This is a genomic window from Robiginitalea marina (assembly GCF_024006985.1).
GTDB classification, from domain to species: Bacteria; Bacteroidota; Bacteroidia; order Flavobacteriales; family Flavobacteriaceae; genus Robiginitalea; species Robiginitalea marina.
Genome location: NZ_JAMXIB010000005.1, coordinates 85,119 through 110,329, shown reverse-complemented (window position 1 = coordinate 110,329; position 25,211 = coordinate 85,119). Strand labels below are relative to the sequence as shown.

Below are 25,211 nucleotides of genomic sequence, written 5' to 3'. Positions count from 1 at the left end.
AATGAGGATTGTCATGATTTAATTCTGAAGGGGGTGGTAGTTTTATCTTTTCACAAACTAAATTCGCATCCATGAACAAGCTCGCTACCTATTGGGTCCCCTTTGACTTTTCTGAAGCCTCCAGGCGCGGCCTGGAGTACGCCATGGATTTTGCCGGCCCGAAAAAAGGGGTCTCCCTGCGGATTTGTTTCATTTCGGAAAAGGAAACGGATGAGGAACTCCAAAAGGCCTTCGACGCCCTGGCCGCCCCTCTGGGTAAAGGCTTCCGGGCCCAGCTCTCCTGGACCCGAATTTCACCCCCTTCCGTAGAAGGCCTGCTGGAAGCGTCACGGGAAGCACAGCCAGATTTGGTGATTGTGGGAACCTCAGGTTCCGCCGATCCCGAAGGCACTACCAAGACCTCAAAATTGGTGCTGGCAGCCCCTTATCCCGTCCTTGTGGTTCCCTCCAATGCGGAACGGGAATTCCGGTTGAAGAAAATTGCCCTGGTCCTTGGGCCACGGGAAATTGACGATGCCAATGACCTGGCCACCCTGTTGGCGGTGGCCCGGAATTACAATGCCCAGGTTACCGTCCTTACCATTGAAAACAAGCCTCAGACGTATGGGTATTCAGAGGAGGAGGAACGCAACGAACACCTGCTGGAATATTATCTGGAATCCTTCTATTCCCACCATGCCTATATCCGAAATGAAGACGTGGTGCAGGGGATCTTCGATTATGTCGACCAGCACGAAATCGACATGATTGCCATCTTTCCGCGCAACCACAGCCGCAGCGAATACACCTCCGAGGGAAGGCTCACCCGAATCCTGGCCCTGCAATCCAGTACGCCCTTGCTGGCCATTGAATCCTGAGCCTGCAGGCGCCTGCTTTTTGACGAAAGAAATTGCGGTTTAAGGTACCCCTTGCCCCATGGCTGGCGAAATATGTGTATTTTCGGCACTTATTTTTCAACGCCGTCAACTTATGCATACTTCCAAATACGCCACCTGGCACCACCCTTACACCCCCGCTGCACAATTCAGCAAGCGGGTCGCCTATTTCAGCATGGAATTCGGGATCGTGCAGGGGCTCAAGATCTACTCGGGCGGGCTGGGCTTCCTGGCCGGGTCCCACCTCAGGTCGGCCCACGACCTGAAACAGAATATGATCGGGGTGGGCATGCTCTGGAAATACGGGTATTACGACCAGCAGCGGGCAGAAGACCAAACCATGCGGGCACAGCGAATCGAAAAGCGCTATAGTTTCCTCGAAGATACCGGCATAGAAGTCAAAGTCACCATCAATGACAATCCGGAGGTCCGGGTCAGGGCCTTTGTCCTTAAACCGGAGGTTTTCGGCACAGTACCCCTGTACCTGCTGACCACGGATGTGGAGGGCAACGATTACCTGTCCAGGACCATCACCGACCAGCTTTACGACGCCAATGAGGAAACCCGGATTTCCCAGAATATCGTACTTGGGATAGGCGGGGCCAAAGTGGTGCAGGCCCTTGGCGGGGCAGACCTCTACCACCTGAATGAAGGGCACGCCCTGCCGGCCTTCTACTACCTCAGGGACCACGGGGTGGAATCCTCCAGAATGGTATTTACCACCCATACCCCGGAGGCCGGAGGGAATGTGGTGCGCAACGGATACCACCTGAACCATCGGGGCTTTTTTGGCCGCCGGCTCGACGGCCCGGAATTGCAGAAGGAACTGATCGGGGAAAACCTCAACTATACGGTATCGGCCCTGCGGCTCTGCAAGAAAGCCAACGCGGTATCCCGCCTTCATGGCCATGTAGCCCGCGACATGTGGCGTCCGTTTGGCCTGGATGGGAAAATTACCCATATCACCAATGCCCAGCACCCGGGCTACTGGTCAGATGCCCCCCTTGAAAAATCCCTGGGCAAAAAAAACATTCGCGGTTTTCAAAAAAGGAAGGCCGAATTGAAGAACGTTCTATTCCAGCGGGTGCTGGACCAAACGGGAAAACTCTTTGACCCCGGGGTGCTCACCCTGGTGTGGGCAAGGCGCTTTGCCGGCTACAAGAGGGCAGATTTGCTGCTCCATGATTTTCAGCGGTTCCGCGAACTCATCACCCGTGCGGACAGGCCCATTCAGATTATATGGGCTGGGAAGCCTTACCCCACCGATTACCAGGCCATCAATACGTTCAACCGGCTGGTTTCCGTGAGCCGGGAGTTCCCTAACCTCGCTGTGCTTACCGGATATGAGATGGAGCTTTCCCGCCAGCTGAAGGCGGGGTCGGATATCTGGCTGAATACCCCCCGGATTACCCGGGAGGCTTCGGGGACCAGCGGCATGACGGCCGCCATGAATGGTTCGCTGAACCTGACGGTCAACGACGGGTGGATCCCTGAATTTGGCCGTCACGGGATAAACGCCTTTGTCCTTCCCGAAGCAGACCCGAACCAACCCCTTCCGGTACAGGATGAGCGCGACAGCCAGCACCTTTACAGGATGCTGGAGGAGGAAGTCATCCCCTGTTATTACGGGGACCCTTCTAAATGGATGGCCATGGCGTTCCAGGCCTGGGAAGACGTCCTGCCGGCTTTTTCGAGCCACCGCATGGCCATGGAATATTACGAGAGCCTATACAAGGGCTAACCCATACGGAAGGGCTGTCCGGTGCTTTGCAGGGCAGCAAACCAGAATTCCCCTTCCAGGTCTATCTTTTTCCTGCGGTTCACCACCGAAGAAATCGGCAGGTATACCAATTGGTTGTGCAACAGCCCCACCACAAAACGGGTTTTTCCCGCCATGGCCCCATGCACGGCCTGATAGGCCAGGCGGTTGCAAAAGATGCTGTCGCTGGCATTGGCCGGGGCCGAGCGGATGATGTAGCTGGGGTCGATATATTTTATGGTAACTTCTGTACCCTGCTGCTTGAAGTGTTCCCCAATCCGGTCCTTTAGGAGGATGCCGATATCGCGGTGTTTGATGTTCCCCGAAGCGTCCTGTACGGCAGAAGCTTCTTCGAATAAATGTTGCCCTGCCCCCTCGGCAACCACTATTACGGCGTGGCGTTTGGCTTTAAGCCGTTTTTCGAGCAGTTTCAAGAACCCCTTTTCCCCCTCCAGCTGGAAAGGGAGCTCCGGGACCAGCACAAAATTCACCACGGGCATCGACATGGCGGCCGAGGCAGCGATAAACCCGCTGTCGCGGCCCATCAATTTCACGATGGCAATACCGTTAAAAGCTCCGGCAGCCTCGTTGTGGGCATCCCTCACAATGGGGGAGGCCACGTCAAAGGACGTTTCAAACCCAAAGGATTTATCGATCAGGTCAATGTCATTGTCTATGGTTTTTGGAATGCCGATCACTGAAATTTTGAGCCCGCGCTTCTCGATTTCCTTCCCGATATCCTCCGCCCCTTTCAGGGTCCCGTCGCCCCCGATGGTAAAAAGCATATCCACCTCAAGGCGCACCAGGGTATCGACCATATCAGAAACTTTCTGGGCACCGCGGGAAGACCCGAGGATGGTCCCCCCAAACTGGTGGATGTCCCTGACCTTTTCAGGGGTGAGGTAACGGTAGGGGTGCGGGTTGTCCGGGGCCAGGCCCTGGTAGCCGTAGGGGATCCCGATAATCTCCTTTACCCCGTAAAAATAGTGCAAGCCCATTACCAGGCTGCGGATCACGTTGTTGATCCCCGGGCAGAGCCCCCCGCACGTCACAATAGCGGCAGTGGTTTCCTCCGGGTTGAAAAAGATATTGCGGCGCGGGCCGGCTTTTTCAACGGCCGGCAGCGACTCCCCTTCGGAGCGGCTGCGGGAATATTCCCCCAGGGAGGTGTTGAAGAGGATCTTCTCGGAGTCATCCACAAAATTGAACAACTGGTCTCCGTCCTCGCTGCTCAGGGGCAAAGGGGAAGGACGGGAAACAGTTCCCAGTTTACGAACTTCAAATGGGTCTTGCTGGGGCATAGTCTGATTTGTTTATACAGGGGGCCTGGGAAACGCAAAACTCTCAGGGCCTCTTTTCCCGAAGGTCTAGCTTTTCCTCGAAATAATCGCAAAAATCCTTCATGGTATCCCTCATCTTTTCGTCCTGGGTGGCCCTGTAATAGGTCTGGGTCATGGCAACCAGGGTTTGGTGGAAAAACACCTTCATCTCGTCTACGGGCATGTCCTTGGTCCAGAGGTCGATCTTCAGCGATTCTTTATTGTTATGGTCCCAGACGGAAAGAAGCATGGCCCTGGCCTCTTCATTTTCCACTCCCCCGTCCTCTGCGGACCAGTGGAGTTTTTCAGGGACCCGGTTTTCATCGAGGGTAACGCGGAGGGTAATTTCGGAGGTATGCAGTTTTGACATTTTATTTCGGTGGTTTGTAATTAGCCCGGCGGAAGAGATCCTCCCCCGGGGTGTTGAGCATTTCATCCAGCCCCACGTCGTTGCGCTCCATAAAAGCCCGCACAATCTGCCACCCCATATACCGGCCAATCCGGCCCGGGGATTCATTGTCCAGTTCCAGTCGGAACTTGCTGAACGGGGCGGGGTCTAGGAACCTGGGGGCCAGTCCCTGGTCGGTGCTGTAGAGGAGCTCCCGCTCCACAAAATAGCGCCAGATCTGTCCTTCATTATCCAGGGCCCATTGCCACTGGTCCGCACGGTACCCGATTTTTACCGAATCCGGGGCCAGGGGCATCAACAGGTCTTTCAGGTAAAGGGCCTTCCCGTAGTACACCATCCGGGAAACAAAACTGCGCTCCCGGGGCAGCGGTACCACCCTGTCCGCAAACTGGTCCGCCACATCGCCCACCAACAGTCGCGGGTCTAACTCCTGGGCGACATAGCGGGAAAAATTGCCATAAAACTCATGATCCGGCCCCAGGTAGCTGTCCAGCCCGATCAGCAGGAGGGTATCGGTAAGGTAAACGCGCTTCCGGTAATCCACGTTATTGGTGAGGGTGATGACCTTCTCCGGTACGCGGCTTTGGGGGAAATAGTACCGGATATGCTTAAAGAGAAGCTCCAACTCCGCCTGGTAGGGATCGAACTCCGGGAAGGCCTTCTTCACCTCTGCCCTGAGTTGCTGTTGCAGGGTATCGGTAAGGAGGTGCAGCCATACACTGTCGGAAAACTGGGCAGGGAAGAGGTAGGGGTAAGCCGCCTTGAGGTCAGGCAACCCCTCCGGGCTGCTCTGGTCAAAGGCCAGATCGAAGCGGTCCACTTCCAGGGAAAGGGGAATGGCGAGGACCTCCGGCTTCACCCCGTTCGCGGCATCGCCGCAGCGGGCCAGTAAGGCAAATGCGGCCAGGGCGGCAAGGAATTTGGCGGCAGGGCGCATAAATCCGTTCAAGGTTTTGGTTGTTTTTGGGGTTTAGGTGCTATTTTTACCAGACAAAGGTATCCATTTTCCACGTCAAACCGAAGCCCGATGCACTCAGAAGAAGTAATTGACCATATCGTAGACTGGCTGCGCGACTATGCCACGAATGCCGGGATGAAAGGCTTTGTGGTGGGGGTTTCCGGGGGGATTGACTCCGCCCTTACCTCTACCCTTTGCGCCCTCACAGGAATGGAGGTGCTTTGCCTGGAAATGCCCATTCACCAGTCGAAAAGCCAGGTTACCCGTGCCGCAAACCATATTTTCTGGCTGAAGGAACGATATGGGAACGTGCGCTCGGAGTGGATCGACCTTACTCCGGTTTTCGACAGCCTGCTCGAGGTCTTCCCCCCGGTAAAACACGAAGAGGACCGGCTCATGTCCCTGGCCAATACCCGGGCCCGGCTGCGAATGACTTCGCTGTATTACTTCGCCGCCCTTCAGAAACTGCTGGTCGCCGGCACGGGAAACAAGGTGGAAGATTTTGGGGTGGGCTTCTTCACCAAATACGGGGATGGGGGTGTGGACCTGAGTCCCATTGCGGACCTGCTCAAAACAGAAGTTTACCAGCTCGCTTCTTCCCTGGGGATCAACCGGGATATCCTCGAGGCGCCCCCCACAGACGGCCTTTGGGGCGATGACCGCACCGATGAAGACCAGATCGGGGCTTCTTACCCGGAACTGGAATGGGCTATGGCCATGGACGAGCAGGGGAAGACCGGGGCGGAATTCACCGGGCGGCAGCGGGAAGTTTTCCGGATCTATAAACGGTTTAATACCGTTAATCGACATAAAATGCAGCCTATCCCGGTCTGCAGTATCCCGGAACACCTAAAAAGGACCTCTCAGCTATAAATGAGGTCATTAGCTCGAAAAAAACAAATCGGCAGGGCTTCGTACCGATTTTTTTTGACATCTTTGTTGACACATTGATTGGATTAACCCTTACATATCACGTAAGTTTTTTAATACGTGTTTGGGTAGACCAAAAAACTAACCAAAGATGATCAAATTACTCATAGCGGACAACCACCCCATTGTCCGGCTTGGGATCAGCTGCCTGTTGCAAGAGCAGGAAGATTTCCAGGTCTTGGGAGAAGTTGCCACCACCTCCGAACTCTTCAAAAAACTGAACAAGGATTTGCCTGACGTGCTGATCCTGGAGATGGATATCCCGGAAATCAACGGGGTAGCCGCCCTCAGAAAGATCAAACAGGAGTATCCGGAAGTTAAAGTGTTGATATACAGTGGACAATCTGAAGATGTCTACGCCCTTAGCACCATTAGGGCCGGGGCCAACGGATACCTGTCCAAGGAAACCCGCCTGGAAAACCTGCCGGAAGCAGTCAGGAAAGTGGGCCACGGGGGCATGTATATCACCAACGAACTGGCCCAGCGGCTGGCCTTCGATGAAGGCACCAAGAAGCCGCGCCGGTTTTTCAGGAAGCTGTCGACCCGGGAGGTGGAAGTCCTCAAGATGCTGGCCAGCGGTAAGCGAAACAAGGAGGTGGCCCAGGGCCTGAACCTGAACGAAAAGACCGTCAGTACCTATAAGGCCAGACTGATGAAAAAACTCAACGTAGACAATATGGTAGACCTGCTCCAGCAGGCCAAGGCCCTGGAATTATACTGAACCCAAACGGCCAAACCGCACCAATCCGCCCCGCCCGGGCGGATTTTTCTTTTGCCTACGACAACACCCGGTTGAGCTTGGTATTCAGCAATTTGTTCAGCTGCAGATAATTGACAATTTCCTCCAGGGTTTCCCGGTTGTCCCCGGCCACCGATGACTCGGTTTCCCGCTGCAGGGCGAGGATTCGCTTTTTGATCAGGAAACACCGGAGGGAAAGGATGGTTTCGCTGACCAGCTGGGCAAGGGAATGCTGTTTTGCCTTGGGGAAGATATCCCTGCGCTCCCAGTTGTGCAACTGGTATTTTTCCTCGTCCATCAGGATCGCAGAGACCTCTTCCACCAGATCCTGGTCCAGTTCGCCGAGCAGGTCCTGTACCCGGAACTCAGCCTCCCCGCTGAGCTTCTCGATCAGGGCATTGTAAATGCGCCGGAAATGCCCGTTGGTCAGCTCAATCTCGTCTTCCTGCAGGTCCAGGAACACTTTTTCGAACACCCGGGCCTGTACCCGCTCCGGTTCCAGCACCAGTTTCCCTTCCTCATTTTCCTTGAGCACCAGGTCTTCGAATTCCTGGATCTCCTTCCCGTAAATCAGCAGCATTTCGATGATCTTCCGCTCCAGCTCGTACTGCATGTCTACCCGCGCTTCTTCCGGGGCGGGGGGCACCACGGCCATCTGGCCTGAAGACCGGGGTTTTTCGGAGGCGTCCCGGGCCTGTTTCCGACCCATCTGGGCCAGGGTGGAAAAAAGGACCCCTTCTGAAATCCCCATCAGGGAGGCGCATTCCTGGATGTATACCTCCCGTTTGATCCGGTCGGGGATACGCGCAATGCTGCTTACGATGTCCCTGATGGTTTCCGCCTTACGGATGGGGTCGCTGGCCGCTTCTTCGGTGAGCAGGGCCGTCTTAAACTGGATAAAATCGCGGGCGTTTTCCTTCAGGTAGGCCTCAATGGCCTCCCGGGAATTCTTCCGGGCAAAACTGTCAGGGTCCTCCCCGGGCGGAAAGGTACATACCCTTACATTCATCCCTTCTTCCAGGATCAGGTCTATTCCCCTCAGGGAGGCCCTGAGGCCAGCCGCATCCCCGTCAAAAAGGACTACGATGTTCTGGGTGAGGCGCCGCACCAGGCGAATCTGGTCCGGGGTCAGGGCGGTGCCGCTGGAGGCCACCACATTTTCAATGCCGCTCTGGTGGAGCTGGATAACATCGGTATACCCTTCCACCAGGTAGCAGGCATCCTCCCTGGCAATGGCCTGTTTGGCGTAATAGATCCCATAGAGGACCTTGCTTTTGTGGTAGATGTCGCTTTCCGGGGAATTCAGGTATTTTGCCTGCTTCTTGTCGTTGCTGAGGGTTCGGCCGCCAAAGCCGAGCACCCGGCCACTCATCGAATGGATGGGGAAAAGCACCCTCCCCTTGAAACGGTCAAAATGTTTTTCCTCCCCCCCATCGCGGTCCGGCTTCTTTACAATGGTGAGCCCCGTTTTCTCGAGGAAATCGAGTTGGTAGCCCTTTTCAAGGGCTGCCCGGGTAAAGGCGTCCCACTGGTCGGGGTTATAGCCCAGGCCAAAATGGCGGATGGTAGCTTCCGAAAAACCCCGCTCCTTGAAATAGGTCAGGCCAATGGCCTTTCCCTTTTCGGTATTCCAAAGGCAATCGGAATAGAACTGGCTGGCGAACTCCGTAACCAGCAACAGGCTCTCCCGCTCGCTGGCCTTTTCCTTTTCCTCGCTGGTCTGTTGGGTTTCCTCGATTTCGATCTGGTACTTTTTGGCCAGGTACCGAATCGCCTCAGGATAGGTAATGTGTTCGTGCTCCATCAGAAAAGCCACCACATTTCCCCCCTTGCCACTGCTGAAGTCTTTCCATATCTGCTTTACAGGGGAAACCATAAAACTCGGGGTGCGCTCGTCGGTAAACGGGCTGAGGCCCTTGAAATTGGAACCGGATTTCTTCAGCTGCACAAAATCGCCGATAACCTCCTCCACCCGGGCGGTTTCGAATACTTTGTCAATGGTGCTCCTGGAAATCAAGGCGGCGTGTTTTAGGAAGGCTTAAAAATAAGAAAAGCCGCCGCCCGGAAAAAGGAAATGGCCGGGGAAATTACCGAAGCCCCTGAATTCCTACCTTTGGGGAAACAGAAACCGATCCCGCCATGTTCATCCTGTTTTTCGGCACCCGTCCCGGGAAGAAAAAAGAAGCCACCCTGCCCGGGGCGGCCTGCCCCTACTGCGGGCAGGCCGGGCAGTTGCGGGCCACCCTCATCCCACAGTTCGTCCACCTTTTCTGGATCCCGGTGTTCCGCCTGCGGCCGACGGCCTATGTGGAATGCGGGCACTGCAAAAAAGCCTATGCGGAGGACGACCTGACCACAGAGATGCGCCGCGGGCTGGACGGCCTCGCCAGCCCATAATAATAGGGGGCAAGCCCCGCTTATGTGGCCCCGGGGCAGGTCAGATATCCAGGCGCAGGCCGAAAGCCAGCATGTTCTGTTCCACTTCGGCATCCTGGAAAATAGGGTTGAGGTCGTACCGGAAGTACAGCAGCACCCCATCGATCCCGATATAGGTGCTGAGCCCGTAGATCAGGTCGCTGGTATTGTACCCACCCTTCAGCTTGTCCTTTTTGCGGTCCCCGTCCTCCCGGTACTTGAGTTTCTGTCGCGCCCCAAGGTTCAGCCCTGCATATCCCCCGAAACCGAACCGGAACTGGTTGTTCAGGGAATACCGGACCCGGTTTTCGGACACCCGCACGCGGGAAGGCCCTATCTCGAAATGCACCGGCACCACGAGGTTGTCCATCCGGAACTTGGATTTGTCAAGGGGTAAGGCGAATTCCTGGAGGGAGGTCTGTCCGTCCTCAGTGACAAAATACTGGTTCCCTTCGGGCTTGAGCCCATTGAACTGGAAGGAAAACCCGTAGTGGAAACGCAGGAAGTTGCTGTTTTCGAACACCCGGGTCCTCCAGGCCCAGCCAATTTCGAAAAAGCGGCTTCCGGCGAGCTTATAGGGGGATTGCTCCAGGGACAGGCCTTCCACGTCCGCGTTGCTGAAGCCAAACGCGATGACCAGGTCTGAATAGGTCCGCCTGTCGTACTGCCAGTGTTTCTCCCAGCCCCAGTACCAGGGATCGCAGTCGATCCCAAAGAGTGCGCAGTCATCCTCCTCATGGCCTTCCCTTCCGGAGGGGCTCTCCTTCCAATTCGCCAGGCTGTCCTGCATGGCGATGCCTTCCCCCCGGTTCCGTTCCAGGAGGGCGATCTCATTGTCCAGGATCGCCTGGCGGTTCTCGATGTTCAGGGCGCGCCGCTCCGCCGCAGCCTCCTTCAGGGCTTTGGCCTCTGCCGCAGTCAGTTCCCCGGCATTTACCCGGGCTTCAATCAGGGTGATTTCCGCTTTGAGGGCCTCCTTTTCCTGTTGGACCACCAGTTCCCGCTGGGCCTTCAGCTCCCGGATCCGCTTTTGATACGCCTCCTGGGCCTGAAGTTGCTGGAAGCTGCAAAAAATGACCAGAAAAATCAGAAATCGTACTAGAGTGTGCATGTGATTTGGTTTTTTAAGATTGATGAATAAACGCTTCCCCACCCGTAGCCATGAAAGGAGCAGGACGGGGGATTTTTGAAACAAAGGGCTCAGGGGTTGTGGTTGGCCACGGCCGTACGCATCCGGTTCATCCCCGATTTAAGCTTCTCAAGAATCTGCTCCCGGAAGGTCTGGTCCAGTTCATCCTCGGCCCGGTAGAGCAGGGTCATGGCATCGATACCTGAAACCGTGTCCCGCCGGCTCTGCCGCACAATGGCTTCCCGGGCCTGCCGCAACAGGGAATCGACCTCGGCGTCTGTGGCCATACCCCGGCCTTCCTCCAAAAAGGTCACCTGAGTCAGCACGGTATCGAGCTGGCGGGCGATCAGCTCTGAAAGCCCGGCCGTATCAGGGACCCCCGGGGAAGGCTCCAGCCCGGCCAGGTCACGGTCCGCCGCCAGGCCTGGCCTGCTTTGTTCCCCGTGGAGAACCCGGGTAAGGGATGGCCCGGCAGGTTTATGGGGCTGGTTTTCCTTATCGGACCGGTCTTGCTGGAGGGGCGGCAGCACCTTCGGCTGAGGCGCGGGGGAAGGCGCCGCGGTAGTGGGGTTTTCCACTACGGGCTCCCCGCCGGGCAGCGGCTCCGGCGCCGTGAGGAACCAGAAGTAACCCATCGCCAGGGCAAGGCCCGCGGCCGCCGCCATTGGCCAAAGCCAGGGACGCCTGTCGCGCTTCAGGGGTTCCGGTCCGAGGCGGGCTTCAATAGCATCCCAGGCCGACTCGCGGGGTTTCACCTCCCGCTCCCGGAGGCGCTTTTGCCATTGTTTTTCAACATCATCTAATGCCATAGTTGTGGTATGAGATTTCTTCCAATTGGTTTTGCAATACTTTGCGTGCCTTGAATAGCTGTGATTTGGAAGTACTTTCCGAAATATCCAGCAGGGTTGCAATCTCGTGGTGCTTGTATCCCTCTACCACGTAAAGGTTAAAGACCAGGCGGTATCCTTCCGGCAGGGCGTCGATCAGGAGTTCCAGCTGTTCCACCTCATAAGGGTCTGCCCCGGCGTCGGGGAGCTCCTGACGGTTTTCCAGGAGGGTTTCGTCATAAACTACAAATTGCCTGCGGCGCAGAAAATCGATGGCTTCCCGAACCATGATCCGCCTGACCCAGCCCTCAAAGCTCCCCTGGAAACGGAAGCCCGGGAGGTTCGCGAAAACCTTTACAAACCCCTCGATCATCACGTCCTCCGCAAAATGCGCATCCCGGACATACCGCTGGCACAAGGCCAGCATCCGGGGGGCCAGGCTGTCGTAGATCGCCTTTTGGGCCCCACGGTCGCCCGAAGCCGCCTTTCGCACCAGGGAATACTCGTCACGGAACAGGGAAATGATTTTCACTTTCATGCGCGCTTCTATCCTTAAAGACGGGGGAAAATAAAAAAAGGTTGCCCGGGATCGCCATTTTTTTTGGCCGGGGCATAAAACCTGTCAGATTTTGCGGTCTACTACATAATTGACCATGAGCTCCAGGGCGTCCCGGTAAGGCGACTGCGGATACTCGCGCAAGAGTTGCAGGGCCCGGTCCCGGAACTCCAGCATGCGGGTTTCCGCGTACTCCAGCCCTCCTGATTCCTTCACATAGCGGATGATCTCCCTGACCCTGCCGCGGTCGGTGTTGTGGTGCTTCACCGAGGAGATCAGCCACCTGCGTTGTTTTTCCGGGGCATGGTTCAGGGCGTGAATCAGGGGAAGGGTCATCTTCTGCTCCCTGATGTCGATACCGGTGGGCTTGCCGATACGCGCCTCCCCATAATCAAAAAGGTCATCCTTGATCTGGAAGGCCATCCCGCAGAGCTCCCCGAATTTTCGAAACGTTTCCACCTCTTCGGAACCAGGCCGTACAGAGGCAGCGCCCAGGCTGCAACAGGCCGCAATGAGCGTGGCCGTTTTCTGTCGGATTATCTCGTAATACACCGCCTCGGTAATATCGAGGCGCCGCGCCTTTTCGATCTGCAGCAGTTCCCCCTCGCTGATCTCCCGCATGGCAGTGGAAATGATCCGAAGCAGGTCAAAATCGCCGTGGTCCACAGAGAGCAACATTCCCCTGGCCAGCAGGAAATCGCCCACCAGCACGGCAATCTTGTTTTTCCATAGGGCGTTGATCGAAAAAAAGCCGCGCCTTTTGTAGCTGTCATCCACCACGTCGTCGTGGACAAGGCTGGCGGTATGGATGAGCTCAATGACAGATGCCCCCCGGTAGGTGCGTTCGTTGACCTCCCCCTGGTTCAGCAGCTTGGCCGTGAGGAACACAAACATCGGGCGCATCTGTTTCCCCTTGCGGTTTACGATATAATAGGTGATGCGGTTCAGCAGGGGCACCTGGGAACGCATGGATTCATGGAACTTCTTCTCGAAGAGTTCCATTTCCCGTTCAATGGGTTCCCGGATCTGCGCGCTGACTTTCAAGGGGTGTTTGCTTTTGCTGCCGATGGCTGGTAAAATTAGCCAAAAAAAGCCGTAAAAACCGATTGATTGGGGGCCAACTGAAAGGGGCACCCGGCGAGCCGGAGAACCACCTGTCCCAGGGGCCTGTTACTTCGCCAAACCCCGGGGGGTTCCCTTCCTTTCCTGTATCTTTGCGTGAATCCCCGGACCCCGGGGGCCAACCCCTGTCGGATGTCACAGGAAACAACCGCCATACGGACCACCTGGTTCAGCCTGCTATCGAATGTTGCGCTGGCCCTGATCAAGGGCCTTGCCGGATTTTTTGGGCATTCCTATGCCCTTATTGCCGATGCCATCGAATCCACGACGGATGTTTTCTCCTCCCTGCTGGTCCTCCTCGGGCTGACCTATGCAAAAAAACCGGCCGATAAAAACCACCCGTACGGGCATGGCAAGATCGAACCGCTGATCACCTTCCTGGTCGTGGCATTCCTGGTGAGCTCGGCCGTGGTGATCGTGTACGAAAGCATCCGCCACATCCAGACCCCCCACAAAACCCCGGAGCCCTGGACGCTTTTCGTGCTGGGTGGCATTATCCTCTGGAAAGAGGCCTCCTACCGGATCGTCCTGAAAAAAAGCCGGGAAACGGGAAGTACGGCCCTTGGGGCCGATGCCTGGCACCACCGCAGTGATGCCATTACCTCCGTGATGGCATTTTTGGGTATTTCCATCGCCCTGGTCTTCGGGGAGGGGTATGAGGCCGCCGACGACTGGGCCGCCATCTGCGCCTCCGGTTTCATTTTATATAACAGCTACCTGATTTTCCGCCCGGCCCTGGGAGAGATAATGGATGAACACCGGTACGACGACCTGGTGGAACACATCCGGGAAGAATCCGTGAAGGTCAGTGGCATTTTGGGAACCGAAAAGTGCTTTGTCCGCAAGGCAGGGCTGAAATACCACGTGGACCTCCACGCGCTTGTGGATGGGCAAATCCCCGTTTACCAGGGGCATGCCCTGGCGCACCGCCTGAAAGACCACCTGAGAAGGGAAATCCCACGGCTTGGCCACGTCCTGGTCCATATCGAACCCGCCAGCCGGGAGGAACGCGAATCCTCCGGGCCGTCAGGTCCGGGGAAACCATAACCCTTTCCAACCCGAATACCGAAAACAGATGCCAAAGAAAAAAGCCAAATTGAACCGTACCGATGCCCTGGCCATAGACCGGACCCGCCTTGCGAACGAACGCACCTTCCTGGCCTATTTCCGCACCTTTGTGGTAATCCTCAGTTCCGGGGTAGCCATCCTGAAAATGGAAATCCTCCAGGAAATCCGCGATCTGGGTTACGTTTTAAGCATCCTGTCGCCGATAATCCTCCTTATCGGACTCTCCCGGTTTATCTATGTGAAGTGGCACCTGAGGAAGTACTATTGGGAGCTGGAGGAAGACGCCGGATAACGGCCCGATTAACCGGTACCAGAAACCGGTTCAGACCCCCGGATCCGCACTCTTATTGGCCAACTGCCCGCAGGCAGCATCGATGTCCTTGCCCCGGGAGCGGCGTACGGTAACGGTAATGCCCGCCCCTTCCAGGGCCCGGACATAGGCCTGTATCGCCCCTTCCGAAGCCTGGCGGAAACCACCGTCATCAATGGGGTTGTATTCAATCAGGTTGACCTTACAGGGTGCTGCTTTGGAAAACTCGAGCAACGCCCTGATGTCTTCGGCCTGGTCATTGATCCCTTCCCAGACCACGTACTCATAGGTCACCCGGCTTTTGGTTGTCTGATACCAGTATGCGATGGCTTCCCGCAATTCCTCCAGGGGCATTTTGGCGTTGAAGGGCATGATGGCCGTACGGGTTTCCGGCACAGCTGAATGCAGGGAAACGGCCAGGTTGCAGCGCAGGTTCTCGTCGGCCAGCCTGCGGATCATCTTGGGAACCCCTGAGGTGGATACCGTAATGCGCCGGGGCGACATCCCCAGGCCTTCCTCCGAGGTTATCATCTCTATGGCCTTTACGACATTGGGATAGTTCATCAAAGGCTCCCCCATCCCCATAAAAACAATATTGCTGAGCGGGCGGCCAAAATACAGTCGGCTCTGCCGATCGATGACCACCACCTGGTCGTAGATCTCATCGGCATTCAGGTTGCGCATCCGCTTCAGGCGGGCTGTGGCGCAAAAGGTGCAGTTCAGGCTGCACCCGACCTGGCTGGAAACACAGGCCGTGGTGCGGCTTTGTACCGGGATCAGCACCGATTCCACCACCAGGCCGTCATGCAGGCGCACGGCATTTTTGATGGTGCCGTCCTGGCTGCGCTGCATCTGGTCGACCGCGATATGGTTTATGGTAAAATGCGCTTCCAGGGTCTGCCGCAGATCGAGGGAAAGGTTGGTCATTTCCTCAAAGGAATGGGCCCCTTTCTTCCACAGCCATTCATAGACCTGGTTGCCGCGGAACACCCGCTCCCCGGCCGCCTCGAAGAAGGCGCGCAGTTCTTCCCTCGACAGGGCACGGATATCTCTCTTTTCAGCCATTTCCATTCAGGCGGTTGTTCTTGGGCCGGCATCCCGGCGCGGTTTGCTGCCTACAGGATCAGCATGGCATCCCCGTAGGAATAAAAGCGGTACTGCTCCAGGATGGCTTCCTTATAGGCCCGCTTCATCAGGTCGTGGCCCATAAAGGCGGAAACCATCATCAGCAGGGTCGATTTGGGCAGGTGGAAATTGGTAATCATGGCATTGGCAATGCTGAACTCATAGGGCGGGAAAATAAATTTGTTGGTCCATCCCTCAAAGGTATTCAGCAAATGCTCCGAGGAAACGGCGCTTTCCAGGCCGCGCATCACGGTGGTACCCACTGCACAGACCCTTTTTTTGTTGCGTTTGGCCCTGTTCACCACTTCGGTGGCGCGCTCATCGATGACGAGTTCCTCGCTGTCCATTTTATGTTTGGAAAGGTCTTCGACCTCCACGGGATTAAACGTGCCCAGTCCCACATGCAGGGTGAGTTCCGAAAACTCCACTCCCTTGATCTCCAGTTTTTTAAGCAGGTGCTTCGAAAAATGAAGCCCGGCCGTCGGGGCGGCCACCGCCCCCTCGTACTTGGCATAGATGGTCTGGTAGCGCTCTTCATCCTCAGGTTCCACTTCCCGCTTGATGTATTTAGGCAGGGGGGTCTGCCCTAGTTCGCGTAGCTTGCGACGGAAGTCCGGATACGATCCGTCATAGAGGAACCTGAGGGTCCGGCCCCTGGAAGTGGTATTGTCGATGACCTCGGCCACCAGGGATTCATCGTCCCCGAAATACAACTTGTTCCCGATGCGGATCTTGCGAGCGGGGTCTACCAGCACGTCCCACAGGCGCTGCTCCTGGTTTAGTTCCCGCAAAAGGAATACCTCAATGCGGGCCCCGGTTTTTTCCTTGTTCCCGTATAACCGTGCCGGGAATACCTTCGTGTTGTTGAGCACCATCACATCCCCCTCATCAAAATACTCGATCAGGTCTTTGAACAACCGGTGTTCGATCTTGCCGGTATCGCGGTGGATGACCATCAGTTTGGATTCATCACGGTGGTCAGCCGGGTATTCGGCAAGCAATTCCTTGGGCAATTCAAAGTTGAAATGTGAAAGTTTCATAACATGCTGGGAGTTTTCAGTTTTGAAGCTGCAAATATACGACCCCATCGAAGGGGATGTCAAGGAAATACCCCATTATCTTCCCCCTGGCCGGGGACAGGGAAGGCCTTTGCTAATGGATGCGGGGGCCAGCGGGAAATGACCGGGCTGTCCTACAGAACCCTGAACCCCTGCCGGGCAGGTGATTCAGGCTTCCCTGACCTGAAACCCAAGTTTTTCGAGGTCTTCCCAGAATCCGGGGTAGGACTTCGAGACCACCCCGGCGTCTTCAACGGAAAGGTCCATCTTCAGGGCAAGCGGGGCGAAGGCCATGGCCATGCGGTGGTCGTTATAGGTGGCCACCACCTGCCCTTCCCTGAAGGCACCCCCGGCCTGCAAGTGCAGGGTCGATCCGGTGACCTGTACCCCGGCCCCCAGTTTGGAGAGTTCGGCCTGAAGGGCCAGCAGCCGGTCGGTTTCCTTGATTTTTAAGGTATGCAGCCCGGTGAGGTCACAGGAAATGCCCAGCCCGAAACAACAGGTCGCAAAGGTTTGCGCCAGGTCCGGGGCTTCAATCAGGTCGAGATCCAGGTGGTCGATCGGGGAGGCTTCCGTCCGCCTCAGCACCAACTGGTCTCCCTGAAAACTGGATTCCACCCCCAGCTTCCGGAAGAGGTGTTGCAGGACACTGTCTCCCTGGAGGGAGTCAGGCCGGTAGGAGCTCAGGGAAACCTCGCTCCCGGGCGCAGAAAGGGCAACAATGCTATAATAATACGATGCCGAACTCCAGTCCGACTCCACGGTGCACACCTGCTTCGGAAGGGTTCCGACGGGGAAGACCCGGATGCGGTTGCCTTCCATTTCACACGCCACCCCCAGGCGCCCGAGCAGGCCCAGGGTCATGCGGATGTAGGGGAGGGAGGTTACCGTCCCCTCCAGGCGGAGGTCAAGCCCCTGCGGGAGGGAAGGGGCGACCAAAAGCAGGGCTGAAATGTACTGGCTGCTCACGTCGGCCGGAAGGGTAACCTGATTGTTTTCCAATCGGCGGCCCCGGATTCGCAACGGAGGAAAGCCCGGGTTTTCGAGATATTCCACCTCAGCCCCCAGGGCCCGCAGCGCATCCACCAGGATCCGTATCGGCCGCTGTTTCATGCGGGCCGACCCGGTCAGGATAACCTCCCGGCCAGGACGGGTCGCAAAATAGGCCGTCAAAAACCGCATGGCCGTGCCTGCGTGGTGGATGTCGATGGTCCCCCCGCCGGCGGCAAGCCCCTGTTGCATGGCACGGGCATCATCGGAATTCGAAAGGTTTTCCAGCCTGATCGAGGGGTAGAGCGCCTGGAGCAAAAGCAGGCGGTTCGATTCGCTCTTGGAACCGGTAATCCTTACCGAACCCTTTATGGTGGGCATTTCAGGGCCTGAAAGCTGTATGGTCAAAACGGGGACATTTATCGTTAACGCCGCATCACACGACTATTTGAGCTTTTTGTTTTCCTGGTGGCGTTGGTGGTCCCGGCGCGCCTTGAGGTCGAGCTTGCGCTCAAAAGCGGCCTGCAAATCGATCCCGGTCTGGTTGGCAAGGCACAGGACCACGAAGACCACGTCGGCGAGTTCCTCGCCCAGGTCCTTTTCCCGGTCCGATTCCTTTTCGCTTTGTTCCCCGTACCTGCGGGCTATAATCCGGGCCACCTCCCCCACCTCCTCGGTGAGCTGGGCCATGTTGGTCAGTTCATTGAAATAGCGGACCCCATGGTCCCTGATCCAGTCGTCGACCGCCCGTTGTGCGTTTTCAATATTCATCAGATACGGATTTTGTCAAAACTACGCAATCGGCCTGCAGGGCGCAAGCTCAGGTTATTCCCGGTTTTTGGTATCGATCCAGATGGTCACCGGGCCATCGTTGAGCAGGGCTACCTTCATATCGGCCCCAAAGATACCGGTTCCCACTTTTTTTCCCAGGAATGCCTCCATTTGCCTTACAAAGGCTTCATACAGGGGAACGGCCGTTTCCGGCCGGGCCGCGCGGATGTACGACGGGCGGTTTCCCTTTTTGGTCTGCGCCAGCAGCGTAAACTGGCTCACCACGATGAGATCCCCCCCTGTGTCCGTCAGCGGGCAGTTCATGACCCCGGAGGCATCCTCGAAAATCCTGAGGTTTCCAATTTTAGGCACCAGCCAGTCTATATCTTCCAGGGTATCGGTTTCGGCGATCCCCAGGAGCACCAGCAACCCGCCCCCAATTTCGGAAACGACCCTGCCCTCCACGGTAACGCTGGCTTCCCGGACCCTTTGTATCACAGCCCTCATGATCCTTCTTTTGGTCCCATCCGGTAGGTGTCGTCATCCCCGGTTACCATCTGCACATACGAACGGTACCGGCTCAAGGCCACCTTGCCTTCTTCCAGTGCCTCTTTCACCGCGCATCCCGGTTCATCGAGGTGGAGGCAATTATGGAACCGGCATCCCGGTTTGAGGGCAAAAAATTCAGGGAAGTAATCGCCGATCTCTTCTTTCTCCATGTCTACCAGGCCAAACCCTTTAATCCCGGGGGTGTCAATGATCCGGGCGCCAAAGGGCAGGTCATACATTTCGGCAAAGGTGGTGGTATGCTGTCCCTGCTTGTGTTGTTCCGAGGTCTCTGAAGTCTTAAGCTCCAGCCCGGGGGCAATCCGGTTGATCAGGGTCGATTTCCCGACCCCGGAATGGCCTGCAAACATGCAGGTCTTGCCCTCCATGAGCTCCACCACCTGCTCCACATTCTTGCCTGTAGTTGCAGAAATGCCGATGCAGGTATACCCGATATCCCGGTACAGGGCCGCCATGTATTTGGTTTCATCCCGCAGGTGCTCGCTAAGGGTATCCACTTTGTTGAACAACAAAATGCAGGGAACCCCATAAGCCTCTGCCGTGGCCAGGAAACGGTCGATAAATTCCGGATAGGTTCGGGGGTTTTCCAGGGTGATCAGCATGAAGACCAGGTCCACATTCGCGGCAATCATATGCACCTGTTTGGAAAGCTTTACCGACTTGCGCACCAGGTAATTGCGCCGGGGGAGGATTTCGTGGATCTGGCCGACGGTTTCATCGCCTTCGCCCAGCACCTGGAAGAGGACCTCGTCCCCTACGGCTACCGGGTTCGTACTCTTGATCCCCTCGATGCGGAACCGGCCCTTGATCCGGCAATCGTAGAACGAACCGTCTTCGGATTTTACCCGGTACCAGCTTCCTGTGGATTTATAGACGGTTCCTTTCATTATTTTTTCAGACGCCCTGCAAAATAACAATATTCCCTTTACATTGCAGGGGTAAAACCATCAACACCATGAAACAAAGCATCCTGAAATCAGCCCTTCTGACCGCCTTTGTACTGCCCGTATTTTTGTGGGACCTCTGTGCGCAACAGTACAAGGTAGTAACCAGTGTGGAATCCATTGTATCAAGCGGGCTGGGGCGCTCGCGAATCGTCAATGCGCAGGAAGAGCGCGACTACCGCGAATTCACTTCCCTGCAAACCGAAGAAGACAATACCCGGAACAAATCGGACCGGGGGGAAATCCGAATCAAGGAATTCGAGGAAACCAAATTGCTGAACTTCTTCAACCTGGGAGGCATCCGCTTCCAGAACATCGCCGCCAATGACGCCGTGATCAGCTCTATGATCAACGACATGGTCTCGGCAGGGTGGGAACTGGTTTTTGTGACCAGCGCCGTGGAGAGCGATGGGGGCAAAGAAGACGGGCAGGGGATCTTCATCACCCGGTATATCTTCCGCAAATAGCGCCCTGGCAGGAATGAAACCCCCCTCACCGCCGCGGGGAATCCCGCGGCGGTGAGGGGGTCCTTTGCCTATGCCTTAGAACAGAGGGTTAATCCCTGAAAATGATGCGCCCCCCGGCCAGGGTTTCCTTGTTGACCCGTGTCGGGTTCCCGTATACCACAACATCGCCCCCGGCGCGGATCTGGATATCCACCTCGTCGCTGGCATAGAGTTCCGCTTCACCCCCTGCGGAGACTTTGATGCTGCTGTACCCGGTCTTGAGGTTCCGGCCTTCAAAAATCCCTCCGGTATTGAGTACGATCACCTGGTTGGTGGCCAGGCCGGAGGCCCGGACAATGCCCCCGGTCACGGCGCGGATCTGGGCATCCCGGACCTTCATGCCCAGTTCGATCTGCGCCCCTTCCTGGGCGCGGAGCTCGATGCGCTCCTGTTCGAGCTGTTCATTGAGGACAATTCGGGCCCCTTCATTGGCATCGATGGTTTTCAGGTCGGTATAATACACTTCGATGAAGGTATCCTCTCCCCGGAATTTCTTTTCCAGGGGCATCCGCAGTTTCAGGACCCCGCCGCGGTTGACAAAGTTGATGTCCCCGGTGTTTTTTCCCTTGATCAGGATTCGGTTTTCGTCGGAGCGGATGAGGTTGACCTCGATGAGGTCGAACACCTTAATCTCATGGAATTCCCCCACTTCCCGGTCAATAGTCCCCTGGGCAAACAGCGTGGGGCCAGCCAGGAAAACAAAAAATGCAAACAGTTTTTTCATGGTTTTTTTCTTTTGCGCTACCCCAAAGAGGAGCGAATCGCCCAATTGTTACAGTAGGGGCGCCATTTTTTTTCTTATTTGCCCGGGAAGGGCCCTCAGGCGTTGATGATTTTTTCCTGGTGGTTGATCGATTCCTGGTGGATGGCTTTGAACATCTTCAGCACGAACTCCTCGCTCAGGCCATGGCCTTCCCCCTCCAGGATCATCTTGCCCAGGATTTCGTTCCAACGGCTGGTCTGGAGCACGGCGACATTGCGTTGCTTTTTCAGCCCCCCAATGGCATCGGCGATTTTCATCCGCCTCCCGAGGATTTCGATCAGCTGGTTGTCGATCACGTCGATCTGGGCCCTGAGGTTGTTGAGTTTATTGTTGTATTCGGCCTCCTGGTCGGTTTCCTTTCGGATCCTCAGGTCCTTCATGATTTGCACCAGCCGCCGGGGGGTCACCTGCTGGGCGGCATCGCTCCAGGCATTGTCGGGGTCGGTGTGGGTCTCGATCATCAGCCCGTCAAAATTCAGGTCGAGGGCCGTCTGGGAGACGTCAAAAATAAGGTCCCTTCGCCCCGAAATATGCGAGGGATCGTTAATCAGCGGCAGGTCGGGGAAGCGGGTCTGCAGCTCAATGGCCAGCTGCCACTCCGGGATGTTCCGGTACTTGGTCTTCTCGTAGGTGGAAAAGCCGCGATGGATGACTCCCAGCCTTTTTATCCCGGCACTGTGGAGGCGCTCCACTGCCCCGAGCCAAAGCGATAGGTCGGGGTTTACCGGGTTTTTCACCAAAACAATCCGGTCCGTCCCCTGCAGGGCATCTGCAATTTCCTGCACGATAAACGGGCTTACCGTGGAACGGGCCCCAATCCAAAGCAGGTCCACGCCGTGTTCCAAAGCCAGTTCAACATGGGCCCGGTTGGCTACCTCCGTGGCCGTCTTGAGCCCTGTCTCCTGCTGAACCTTCTGCAACCACTTGAGGCCTATGGCCCCCACCCCTTCAAAATTGCCCGGCCGGGTGCGTGGCTTCCAGATCCCGGCGCGAAAATAGTTTACATCGGTATCCTTCAGTTCGTGTGCGATTTTCAGCACCTGGTCCTCCGTTTCGGCGCTGCAGGGGCCCGCAATGACCAGGGGGTGCGCCAGGGCCATGTCATCGAGCCAGTTGCGTAATTGTGTCGAATTTTCCATAATTGTCCTTTCAGTTTTTAGGAGTGGGTATCCCACGTAAAATATCTTTGATGCGATTCGTTTGTTCCATTGCCTCGAAAACCCCCTGAAAATCGCCCTGTTCGAGCAGGGTCCTGAACCCCTGAAGGTTGGCGATATATTCGTCGAGGGTTTCCATCACGTTTTCCCGGTTTTGTTCGAAGATGGGCGTCCACATGGCCGGGGAACTTTTCGCCAGTCGGACGGTACTTTCAAAACCACTGCCAGCCAAATCGAAAATGTCGCGTTCATTGCGCTCTTTTTCGATGACCGTTTTGCCCAGCATAAAGGAACTGATGTGGGAAAGGTGCGATACATAGGCAATATGGCGGTCATGGGCCTCCGGGTTCATGTACCGGATCCGCATGCCGAGTTTCTGGAAAACCTCCAGGGCCCGCTCCTGTATCCGGAAAGCGGTAAGCTCCACTTCGCAAATAATATTCGTCTTTCCGTTGAAAAGCCCTTCAACCGCTGCCTGGGGCCCTGTAAACTCCGTACCTGCGATAGGGTGGCAGGCCAAAAAATTCCTCCGCGCCGGGTGCCCGGCCACGGCCTGGCAGATCAGGGACTTGGTGGACCCGGCGTCAAAAACCAGGGTTTCTTCCCCCACTTGCGAAAGGATGCCGGGTAGTTCCCTGGCCAGGCTCCCCACGGGGATGCAAACCAGGACCATGTCGGCTTCCCTAAGGTCCCCCGGCGTTGCCACGCCCCGGACCAGGCCCAGCGAAAGGGCCTGGTCCAGGTGGCCCGGGTCCTGGTCCATGCCAAGGAGCGCTGCTTCGGGATATGCCCGTTGCAGGTCCCTGGCAAAAGAGCCCCCGATAAGGCCGATACCTATTATGACGATTTTCATGGCTGAGGGTGCTTTAAGGTGTCCCGGCCCTCGCGTACCGGTTCCAACCGGCTGATGGCTTCCTTTATTTTATGTTCGGGTACGCAAAGGGAAAAGCGGATGTAGCCTTCCCCCTTCGAACCAAAGATGGTTCCCGGCGCCACGAAGAGGAATTTTTCTCCCAGTAACCAGTCCACAAAGGATTCTGAATCCGGGCTGCCTTCCGGCAGTCGGGCCCAGACAAACATCCCCACCGCCCTGGGGTCATAGGTACACCCCAGGCGGTCGGCCAGCTGGAAGACCCCGGCACGGCGGCGGCGGTAGGTGGCGTCGAGGTGGTCAAACCAGGAAGGCCCGCTCTTCAGGGCGGCTATAGCGCCTTTCTGTATGCCGTAAAACATCCCCGAATCCATATTGCTCTTTACCTTGAGTACGGCCTGCAGCAGGGGCCCGGCCCCAAGCAGCATCCCCACCCGCCAGCCGGCCATGTTGAAGGTCTTGCTCAGGGAATTTAACTCGAGCACGTGCCCATGGGCCCCCGGGGTAGCCAGGATACTGAGGGGCCTGTGGCTGAGTACGAAACTGTACGGGTTGTCATTGACCAGCAGGATGTTGTGCTCCCGGGCAAAGTCCACCAGGGCCCTGAACTGGTCCTCGCTGGCCGTGGCGCCTGTGGGCATATGCGGATAGCTTACCCACATGAGCCTGACCCCTTCGAGCCCCCGGGCCCTTAGGGCATCCAGGTCCGGGAACCAACCCTGGCCTTCGGTCAGGGGGTAGGTCACCGGTTCCCCGCCGACCAGGCGGGTGACTGAGGCATAGGTAGGGTATCCCGGGTCTGGGATCAGGGCCTTGTCCCCGGGGTTTAAAAACGCCATGCTGATGTGCATAATCCCCTCCTTGGAACCCATCAGGGGGAGTACCTCCGTAGCCGCATCGAGGGAAACCCCGAATTTCTGCTGGTAAAACCCCGCAATCGTTTCCCGGAGTTCCGGCAGCCCCTGATAACTCTGGTACTGATGCGCCCCGGCATCCTCCACGGCGCTGATCAGGGTCTGCAGCACCTCAGCAGACGGGGCAAGGTCCGGGCTCCCAATGCCCATGTTGATGATGGGCTTGCCCTCTGCCGCCATTTGGCGGACTTCCCGGAGTTTGCGGGAAAAATAATATTCCGATACCTGTTGCAATCGTTGGGCTTCCGGGATCATAGGCGGGCGTTTTGATATTCCCCCAAAACACGGAAATCTTCCGTCATCAGGGAAAGCAGGGATTTGGCTTTGTCGAAATGGGCGTACTGTTCAAAGGTGACGTCCACAAAAAATGAATACTTCCACGGGGTATCGATAACCGGCAGGGACTGTATTTTAGTGAGGTTCAGGTTGCAATCGCTCATTACATTGAGCACCGTGGCCAGGCTCCCCCTTTTGTGGTCGGTCAGAAACCTTACGGAAGCCTTGTTCACAAGTTCCTTCGGCCATTCCTTATTGGTGGTCTTCACCACGATAAAGCGGGTGGCATTGTTCTTAATGGTCTGTATCTCCCTGGCCAGGATCTGCAGCCCATACAGGTCCGCCGCCATAGCAGGGGCTATGGCGGCGATCCCCTCCAGCTGCCTGTCGCGGATGCTGCGGGCCGTTTCGGCCGTATCGACATCTTCCACCATTTTGATGTGGGGGTGCCCCTTTAAGAATTCCCTGCATTGCAACAGGGCCATCGGATGGCTGCGTACTTCCCGGATATCGGGGAGGTCCTGCCCATGCAGGGCCATCAGGTGGTGGTGGATGTTCAGGTAGTGTTCCCCGATGATGTGCAGGCCGTTCTCGCAAACCAGGGCATAGTTGGGGATAATGGACCCCGCGATGGAATTTTCTATGGCCATGACCCCTTTGTCGGCCTGGCCGTGGAGCAGGGCATCCACCAACCCGTGGAACGACAGGCATTCCTCAAGTTCAATCCCGGGGCCAAAGTATTCCATGGCCACCTGGTGGTGGTTTGAACCCTGTATGCCCTGTATGGCAATCCGTAGTGGTTTCATTTCTTGCAGTGGCCGCAGGGCCAAAAAAAAGTCCCGCTCTAGACGGG

At 56.6% G+C, this 25,211-nt stretch carries 27 protein-coding genes; 8 read left to right on the top strand and 19 right to left on the bottom strand.

What is annotated here, in order from left to right:
* Positions 1 to 71 precede the first annotated feature (71 nt).
* Both NG653_RS07800 and glgP read left to right on the top strand, forming a co-directional pair.
* Positions 72 to 857, top strand: coding sequence for a universal stress protein (locus tag NG653_RS07800; RefSeq protein ID WP_252741133.1), 786 nt, complete (start codon positions 72 to 74; stop codon positions 855 to 857).
* A gap of 112 nt (positions 858 to 969) precedes the next feature.
* A complete protein-coding gene (glgP, locus tag NG653_RS07795) occupies positions 970 to 2,616 on the top strand; it encodes an alpha-glucan family phosphorylase (protein WP_252741132.1) in 1,647 nt (548 codons plus the stop codon).
* Here the strand turns inward: glgP and NG653_RS07790 are convergent.
* Genes NG653_RS07790 through gldB form a run of 3 tightly spaced genes read right to left on the bottom strand, consistent with a single transcriptional unit; the run spans position 2,613 to position 5,299 of the window.
* On the bottom strand, positions 2,613 to 3,935 hold the full coding sequence (locus NG653_RS07790; RefSeq protein ID WP_252741131.1) for an ATP-dependent 6-phosphofructokinase: 1,323 nt from the start codon (positions 3,933 to 3,935) through the stop codon (positions 2,613 to 2,615). The genes glgP and NG653_RS07790 overlap by 4 nt on opposite strands.
* Before the next feature lie 43 nt (positions 3,936 to 3,978).
* A complete protein-coding gene (gene gldC / locus NG653_RS07785) occupies positions 3,979 to 4,323 on the bottom strand; it encodes a gliding motility protein GldC (RefSeq protein WP_252741130.1) in 345 nt (114 codons plus the stop codon).
* A gap of 1 nt (position 4,324) precedes the next feature.
* Positions 4,325 to 5,299, bottom strand: a complete 975-nt coding sequence (gene gldB, locus NG653_RS07780) for a gliding motility lipoprotein GldB (RefSeq protein WP_252741129.1) — start codon at positions 5,297 to 5,299, stop codon at positions 4,325 to 4,327.
* A gap of 90 nt (positions 5,300 to 5,389) precedes the next feature.
* Between gldB and nadE the strand changes: the two genes are divergently transcribed.
* Together nadE and NG653_RS07770 are read left to right on the top strand one after the other, a co-directional pair.
* Positions 5,390 to 6,193, top strand: coding sequence for an NAD(+) synthase (gene nadE, locus NG653_RS07775; RefSeq protein WP_252741128.1), 804 nt, complete (start codon positions 5,390 to 5,392; stop codon positions 6,191 to 6,193).
* 148 nt (positions 6,194 to 6,341) lie between these two features.
* A complete protein-coding gene (locus NG653_RS07770; protein ID WP_252741127.1) occupies positions 6,342 to 6,971 on the top strand; it encodes a response regulator in 630 nt (209 codons plus the stop codon).
* Between the two features lie 55 nt (positions 6,972 to 7,026).
* Here NG653_RS07770 and dnaG read toward each other — a convergent pair whose 3' ends face one another.
* Complete coding sequence (gene dnaG / locus NG653_RS07765; protein WP_252741126.1) at positions 7,027 to 9,006, bottom strand: DNA primase; 1,980 nt, start codon at positions 9,004 to 9,006, stop codon at positions 7,027 to 7,029.
* Positions 9,007 to 9,128: 122 nt separating this feature from the next.
* Between dnaG and NG653_RS07760 the strand changes: the two genes are divergently transcribed.
* Positions 9,129 to 9,386, top strand: a complete 258-nt coding sequence (locus NG653_RS07760) for a zinc-ribbon domain-containing protein (RefSeq protein ID WP_252741125.1) — start codon at positions 9,129 to 9,131, stop codon at positions 9,384 to 9,386.
* A 40-nt stretch (positions 9,387 to 9,426) separates the two neighbouring features.
* On the opposite strand, the gene NG653_RS07755 is transcribed toward NG653_RS07760, so the two are convergent.
* From NG653_RS07755 to NG653_RS07740, 4 genes are all read right to left on the bottom strand, one after another.
* Entirely contained in the window at positions 9,427 to 10,515 is a 1,089-nt protein-coding gene (locus NG653_RS07755; RefSeq protein WP_252741124.1) for a porin family protein, read from the bottom strand.
* 89 nt (positions 10,516 to 10,604) lie between these two features.
* On the bottom strand, positions 10,605 to 11,342 hold the full coding sequence (locus tag NG653_RS07750; protein WP_252741123.1) for a hypothetical protein: 738 nt from the start codon (positions 11,340 to 11,342) through the stop codon (positions 10,605 to 10,607).
* Complete coding sequence (locus NG653_RS07745; protein WP_256470444.1) at positions 11,329 to 11,898, bottom strand: RNA polymerase sigma factor; 570 nt, start codon at positions 11,896 to 11,898, stop codon at positions 11,329 to 11,331. The genes NG653_RS07750 and NG653_RS07745 overlap by 14 nt, the downstream gene beginning before the upstream one ends.
* Positions 11,899 to 11,982: 84 nt before the next feature.
* Positions 11,983 to 12,960: a polyprenyl synthetase family protein gene (locus tag NG653_RS07740; RefSeq protein WP_252741122.1), complete on the bottom strand. Its 978-nt coding sequence runs from the start codon at positions 12,958 to 12,960 to the stop codon at positions 11,983 to 11,985.
* A gap of 210 nt (positions 12,961 to 13,170) precedes the next feature.
* Between NG653_RS07740 and NG653_RS07735 the strand changes: the two genes are divergently transcribed.
* Positions 13,171 to 14,085: a cation diffusion facilitator family transporter gene (locus NG653_RS07735; protein ID WP_252741121.1), complete on the top strand. Its 915-nt coding sequence runs from the start codon at positions 13,171 to 13,173 to the stop codon at positions 14,083 to 14,085.
* A gap of 28 nt (positions 14,086 to 14,113) precedes the next feature.
* Entirely contained in the window at positions 14,114 to 14,398 is a 285-nt protein-coding gene (locus NG653_RS07730; RefSeq protein ID WP_252741120.1) for a DUF202 domain-containing protein, read from the top strand.
* A gap of 30 nt (positions 14,399 to 14,428) precedes the next feature.
* Here the strand turns inward: NG653_RS07730 and rlmN are convergent, their stop codons facing one another.
* The 6 genes from rlmN to rsgA form a co-directional block, all read right to left on the bottom strand.
* Positions 14,429 to 15,481 (bottom strand): dual-specificity RNA methyltransferase RlmN, encoded by a 1,053-nt coding sequence (gene rlmN, locus NG653_RS07725; protein ID WP_252741119.1) that lies wholly within the window; start codon positions 15,479 to 15,481, stop codon positions 14,429 to 14,431.
* Between the two features lie 50 nt (positions 15,482 to 15,531).
* Positions 15,532 to 16,581 (bottom strand): tRNA preQ1(34) S-adenosylmethionine ribosyltransferase-isomerase QueA, encoded by a 1,050-nt coding sequence (gene queA, locus NG653_RS07720; protein ID WP_252741118.1) that lies wholly within the window; start codon positions 16,579 to 16,581, stop codon positions 15,532 to 15,534.
* Positions 16,582 to 16,767: 186 nt separating this feature from the next.
* Complete coding sequence (locus tag NG653_RS07715; RefSeq protein ID WP_252741117.1) at positions 16,768 to 17,997, bottom strand: 3-phosphoshikimate 1-carboxyvinyltransferase; 1,230 nt, start codon at positions 17,995 to 17,997, stop codon at positions 16,768 to 16,770.
* 36 nt (positions 17,998 to 18,033) lie between these two features.
* The gene (locus NG653_RS07710) at positions 18,034 to 18,360 is read right to left on the bottom strand and encodes a nucleotide pyrophosphohydrolase (RefSeq protein ID WP_252741116.1); all 327 of its coding nucleotides are present in this window, start codon (positions 18,358 to 18,360) and stop codon (positions 18,034 to 18,036) included.
* A gap of 54 nt (positions 18,361 to 18,414) precedes the next feature.
* Positions 18,415 to 18,867, bottom strand: coding sequence for a D-aminoacyl-tRNA deacylase (dtd, locus tag NG653_RS07705; RefSeq protein WP_252741115.1), 453 nt, complete (start codon positions 18,865 to 18,867; stop codon positions 18,415 to 18,417).
* Positions 18,864 to 19,814 carry a ribosome small subunit-dependent GTPase A gene (gene rsgA, locus NG653_RS07700; RefSeq protein ID WP_252741114.1) on the bottom strand — a complete coding sequence of 317 codons (951 nt, stop codon included), beginning with the start codon at positions 19,812 to 19,814 and terminating at the stop codon, positions 18,864 to 18,866. Before rsgA ends, dtd begins: the two co-directional genes overlap by 4 nt.
* Positions 19,815 to 19,882: 68 nt before the next feature.
* Here rsgA and NG653_RS07695 point away from each other — a divergent pair, with 68 nt between their 5' ends.
* On the top strand, positions 19,883 to 20,338 hold the full coding sequence (locus tag NG653_RS07695) for a hypothetical protein (RefSeq protein WP_252741113.1): 456 nt from the start codon (positions 19,883 to 19,885) through the stop codon (positions 20,336 to 20,338).
* Between the two features lie 88 nt (positions 20,339 to 20,426).
* On the opposite strand, the gene NG653_RS07690 is transcribed toward NG653_RS07695, so the two are convergent.
* The 5 genes from NG653_RS07690 to NG653_RS07670 form a co-directional block, all read right to left on the bottom strand.
* A complete protein-coding gene (locus NG653_RS07690; RefSeq protein ID WP_252741112.1) occupies positions 20,427 to 21,101 on the bottom strand; it encodes a head GIN domain-containing protein in 675 nt (224 codons plus the stop codon).
* A 95-nt stretch (positions 21,102 to 21,196) separates the two neighbouring features.
* Positions 21,197 to 22,279 (bottom strand): bifunctional 3-deoxy-7-phosphoheptulonate synthase/chorismate mutase type II, encoded by a 1,083-nt coding sequence (locus NG653_RS07685; RefSeq protein ID WP_252741111.1) that lies wholly within the window; start codon positions 22,277 to 22,279, stop codon positions 21,197 to 21,199.
* Positions 22,280 to 22,289: 10 nt separating this feature from the next.
* Positions 22,290 to 23,150, bottom strand: coding sequence for a prephenate dehydrogenase (locus NG653_RS07680; protein ID WP_252741110.1), 861 nt, complete (start codon positions 23,148 to 23,150; stop codon positions 22,290 to 22,292).
* On the bottom strand, positions 23,147 to 24,337 hold the full coding sequence (locus tag NG653_RS07675; protein WP_252741109.1) for a pyridoxal phosphate-dependent aminotransferase: 1,191 nt from the start codon (positions 24,335 to 24,337) through the stop codon (positions 23,147 to 23,149). The genes NG653_RS07680 and NG653_RS07675 overlap by 4 nt, the downstream gene beginning before the upstream one ends.
* Complete coding sequence (locus NG653_RS07670) at positions 24,334 to 25,164, bottom strand: prephenate dehydratase (RefSeq protein WP_252741108.1); 831 nt, start codon at positions 25,162 to 25,164, stop codon at positions 24,334 to 24,336. The genes NG653_RS07675 and NG653_RS07670 overlap by 4 nt, the downstream gene beginning before the upstream one ends.
* Positions 25,165 to 25,211 lie beyond the last annotated feature (47 nt).

What these genes read in the sequence shown, in the direction of transcription:
- NG653_RS07800 (WP_252741133.1), top strand. Translation starts at nt 72, where the DNA reads ATGAACAAGCTCGCTACCTATTGGGTCCCCTTTGACTTTTCTGAAGCC.
- glgP (WP_252741132.1), top strand. Translation starts at nt 970, where the DNA reads ATGCATACTTCCAAATACGCCACCTGGCACCACCCTTACACCCCCGCT.
- NG653_RS07790 (WP_252741131.1), bottom strand. Translation starts at nt 3,935, where the DNA reads ATGCCCCAGCAAGACCCATTTGAAGTTCGTAAACTGGGAACTGTTTCC.
- gldC (WP_252741130.1), bottom strand. Translation starts at nt 4,323, where the DNA reads ATGTCAAAACTGCATACCTCCGAAATTACCCTCCGCGTTACCCTCGAT.
- gldB (WP_252741129.1), bottom strand. Translation starts at nt 5,299, where the DNA reads ATGCGCCCTGCCGCCAAATTCCTTGCCGCCCTGGCCGCATTTGCCTTA.
- nadE (WP_252741128.1), top strand. Translation starts at nt 5,390, where the DNA reads ATGCACTCAGAAGAAGTAATTGACCATATCGTAGACTGGCTGCGCGAC.
- NG653_RS07770 (WP_252741127.1), top strand. Translation starts at nt 6,342, where the DNA reads ATGATCAAATTACTCATAGCGGACAACCACCCCATTGTCCGGCTTGGG.
- NG653_RS07760 (WP_252741125.1), top strand. Translation starts at nt 9,129, where the DNA reads ATGTTCATCCTGTTTTTCGGCACCCGTCCCGGGAAGAAAAAAGAAGCC.
- NG653_RS07755 (WP_252741124.1), bottom strand. Translation starts at nt 10,515, where the DNA reads ATGCACACTCTAGTACGATTTCTGATTTTTCTGGTCATTTTTTGCAGC.
- NG653_RS07750 (WP_252741123.1), bottom strand. Translation starts at nt 11,342, where the DNA reads ATGGCATTAGATGATGTTGAAAAACAATGGCAAAAGCGCCTCCGGGAG.
- NG653_RS07745 (WP_256470444.1), bottom strand. Translation starts at nt 11,898, where the DNA reads ATGAAAGTGAAAATCATTTCCCTGTTCCGTGACGAGTATTCCCTGGTG.
- NG653_RS07735 (WP_252741121.1), top strand. Translation starts at nt 13,171, where the DNA reads ATGTCACAGGAAACAACCGCCATACGGACCACCTGGTTCAGCCTGCTA.
- NG653_RS07730 (WP_252741120.1), top strand. Translation starts at nt 14,114, where the DNA reads ATGCCAAAGAAAAAAGCCAAATTGAACCGTACCGATGCCCTGGCCATA.
- rlmN (WP_252741119.1), bottom strand. Translation starts at nt 15,481, where the DNA reads ATGGCTGAAAAGAGAGATATCCGTGCCCTGTCGAGGGAAGAACTGCGC.
- queA (WP_252741118.1), bottom strand. Translation starts at nt 16,581, where the DNA reads ATGAAACTTTCACATTTCAACTTTGAATTGCCCAAGGAATTGCTTGCC.
- NG653_RS07710 (WP_252741116.1), bottom strand. Translation starts at nt 18,360, where the DNA reads ATGAATATTGAAAACGCACAACGGGCGGTCGACGACTGGATCAGGGAC.
- dtd (WP_252741115.1), bottom strand. Translation starts at nt 18,867, where the DNA reads ATGAGGGCTGTGATACAAAGGGTCCGGGAAGCCAGCGTTACCGTGGAG.
- rsgA (WP_252741114.1), bottom strand. Translation starts at nt 19,814, where the DNA reads ATGAAAGGAACCGTCTATAAATCCACAGGAAGCTGGTACCGGGTAAAA.
- NG653_RS07695 (WP_252741113.1), top strand. Translation starts at nt 19,883, where the DNA reads ATGAAACAAAGCATCCTGAAATCAGCCCTTCTGACCGCCTTTGTACTG.
- NG653_RS07690 (WP_252741112.1), bottom strand. Translation starts at nt 21,101, where the DNA reads ATGAAAAAACTGTTTGCATTTTTTGTTTTCCTGGCTGGCCCCACGCTG.
- NG653_RS07685 (WP_252741111.1), bottom strand. Translation starts at nt 22,279, where the DNA reads ATGGAAAATTCGACACAATTACGCAACTGGCTCGATGACATGGCCCTG.
- NG653_RS07680 (WP_252741110.1), bottom strand. Translation starts at nt 23,150, where the DNA reads ATGAAAATCGTCATAATAGGTATCGGCCTTATCGGGGGCTCTTTTGCC.
- NG653_RS07675 (WP_252741109.1), bottom strand. Translation starts at nt 24,337, where the DNA reads ATGATCCCGGAAGCCCAACGATTGCAACAGGTATCGGAATATTATTTT.
- NG653_RS07670 (WP_252741108.1), bottom strand. Translation starts at nt 25,164, where the DNA reads ATGAAACCACTACGGATTGCCATACAGGGCATACAGGGTTCAAACCAC.